Raw genomic sequence first — 2,462 nt, 5'->3', positions numbered from 1 at the left:
TGTTAATTTGCACTGAACATTGACCCATCTTTTGCATCGAATTCTGACCCACCTCATGGACCCTTTTCAGGGGGCCGGTTGGGACTGCCTGGATGCCTTTTTCTCCTTCGCCGGTTGATAGGTGCTGTTCTTGAAACGGTAGCTGTCGTTCCCGGTTTCAACAATGTGGCAATGGTGGGTGAGCCGGTCCAGCAGTGCCGTCGTCATCTTCGCATCACCGAACACGCTGGCCCATTCCGAGAAGCTGAGGTTGGTGGTGATGATGACGCTGGTGCGCTCATACAGCTTGCTTAGTAGATGGAAGAGCAATGCCCCACCGTTCTGGCTGAAGGGCAGATAGCCCAGCTCATCCAGGATCACGAGGTCGACATACATCAGGCGCATGGCCAGTTGTCCGGGCTTGCCCATGGCCTTTTCCTGCTCCAGCGTATTCACCAGTTCGATGGTCGAGAAGAAGCGGACGCGATGGTGGTGATGTTCGATGCCCTGTACACCAATGGCCGTTGCCAGATGCGTTTTGCCGGTACCCGGCCCACCCACCAGTACGATGTTCTGGGCCGAGTTGATGAACTCGCAGCGGTGCAGCCGCTTGACCAGCGCTTCATCCGCTTCGGCCACCGAGAAGTCAAAGCCGTTCAGGTCCCGATAGGCCGGGAACCGGGCGACTTTCATCTGGTAGGCCAGAGACCGCACTTCACGTTCTGCCATTTCCGCCTTCAACAATCCACCCAGCACCGTCGAGGCCGACTTGTAGGCGGGTGAATCCTGCGCCGCCAGATCGCCCAGGGCCTGGGCCATGCCGTGCAGCTTGAGAGACCGCAGCAACTCCATCATGGCATCAGGCTGCATGATGTTTCTCCCTCAGACTGTCATACCGGTCGACGTTGGCCAGTGGCTCGATCTGCAAGGCAAACGCCTGGGGTGCCTCGACCGGCGGAACCGGCTGGTTGTCGAGCAGGCGGCTCAGGATATTGAGGATGGTCTGCTTGGAGGGGATACCTGCTTCAAGAGCCAGCTCGACTGCAGTCAGCACATCGGACTCGTCGTGCATCAGCACCAGCGCCAGGATATCGACCATTTCCCGATCACCGCCGGGACGCTTGAGCAGGATCTGCTGGAGCTGCCGGAAGCCTTCCGGCAATTCGCTGAAGGGCGCGCCGTTGCGCAGGGCGCCCGGTTTGCGCTGGATGACGGCCAGGTAATGACGCCAGTCGTAGAAGGTGCGACCCAGGGCATGCCTGCGGTCAATGTGGCGTACATGCTCTGCCACGGTCTGGCCTTCGGCCACAAACACCAGGCGGTCCGAGTAAACATGCAGGCTGACGGGCCGGTTCGCAAACGACGCCGGCACGCTGTAGCGGTTACGCTCGAAGTTGACCAGACAGGTCGGTGATACCCGTTTGGTGTGTTCGACATACCCGTCGAAGGGTTGCCCCACCGGCATCAGGTGCGGCCGTTCCAGGGACCAGATATCCCAGAGGGTGGCGTCCTGCTCCGGGTGGCGGATCTGTTGCCAGAGGCGTACGCACTGGTCTGCCAGCCAGTCATTGAGCGCGGCCAGCGAACTGAAGGGCGGGACGTTCTGCCACAGGCGGTGGCGGCTGTCCTGGACGTTCTTCTCGATCTGGCCCTTTTCCCAGCCCGATGCCACATTGCAGAACTCGGCGTCGAACAGGTAATGGCTGACCATGGCGCTGAAGCGGATGTTCACGTCACGCTCTTTGCCCCGGCCCACCCGGTCCACTGCGGTCTTCATGTTGTCGTAGATGCCGCGTCGGGGAATCCCGCCCCAGGCCATGAACGCATGGTAATGGGCATCGAACAGCATTTCGTGGGTTTGCATGGGATAGGCACGCAGGAAGAAGGCCCGGCTGTGACTGAGTTTCAGATGCGCCACCTGCAGCTTCACTCGTTCGCCATTGATGACGGCCCAGTCTTCACTCCAGTCAAACTGGAATGCCTCGCCTTCGGCGAAGCGCAACGGGACGAAGGTGCCCCGGCCGGTGGTCTTTGTCTGTTCGTACTGTTCCTGCCGCCATCGCCGGGCAAAGGCCGCAACACGGTCATACGACCCCGTAAAGCCCAGGGTAACGAGATCCGCGTGGATCTGCTTGAGGGTGCGCCGTTGTTTGCGCGGGCGCCGCGCTTCGGTCCTGAGCCATTCCGCCAGCTTTGCAGCATGGCCATCCAGTTTGCTGGGCGTATGCCGTTCCGGATATTCGGGAACGACCGCTTCTGAACGGATGTAGCGGCGGACCGTATTGCGGGACACACCGAGCCGTCTTGCGATCTCCCGCAACGGAACCCGGTCTCGAAAATGCCAACGTCTGATGATACTCAACATAGCCACGTCGATCACTCCAGTACTCCCGCTCGTTGCCTCGCGGGACAGTGTTCTACGTGGGTCAGTTCTAGATGCAAATTAAGACGGCAGGTGGGTCAGTTTTAGGTGCAAATCAACA

The 2,462-nt window shown here is 60.0% G+C and carries 2 protein-coding genes; both read right to left on the bottom strand.

Annotation, left to right across the window (positions count from 1 at the left end; translation table 11 throughout):
* Window positions 1–66 precede the first annotated feature (66 nt).
* Window positions 67–849, bottom strand: coding sequence for an IS21-like element helper ATPase IstB (istB, locus tag ACYQ1A_RS21745; protein ID WP_499365816.1), 783 nt, complete (start codon window positions 847–849; stop codon window positions 67–69).
* Window positions 839–2,359 (bottom strand): IS21 family transposase, encoded by a 1,521-nt coding sequence (istA, locus tag ACYQ1A_RS21740; RefSeq protein ID WP_499365815.1) that lies wholly within the window; start codon window positions 2,357–2,359, stop codon window positions 839–841. Before istA ends, istB begins: the two co-directional genes overlap by 11 nt.
* Between the last annotated feature and the right edge of the window lie 103 nt (window positions 2,360–2,462).

The organism is Silvimonas sp. JCM 19000 (assembly GCF_054652575.1).
This window is presented reverse-complemented; position numbering and strand designations above follow the sequence as displayed.

Excerpts from the sequence above, each read along its gene's own strand:
- istB (WP_499365816.1), bottom strand. The coding sequence starts at position 849 with ATGCAGCCTGATGCCATGATGGAGTTGCTGCGGTCTCTCAAGCTGCAC.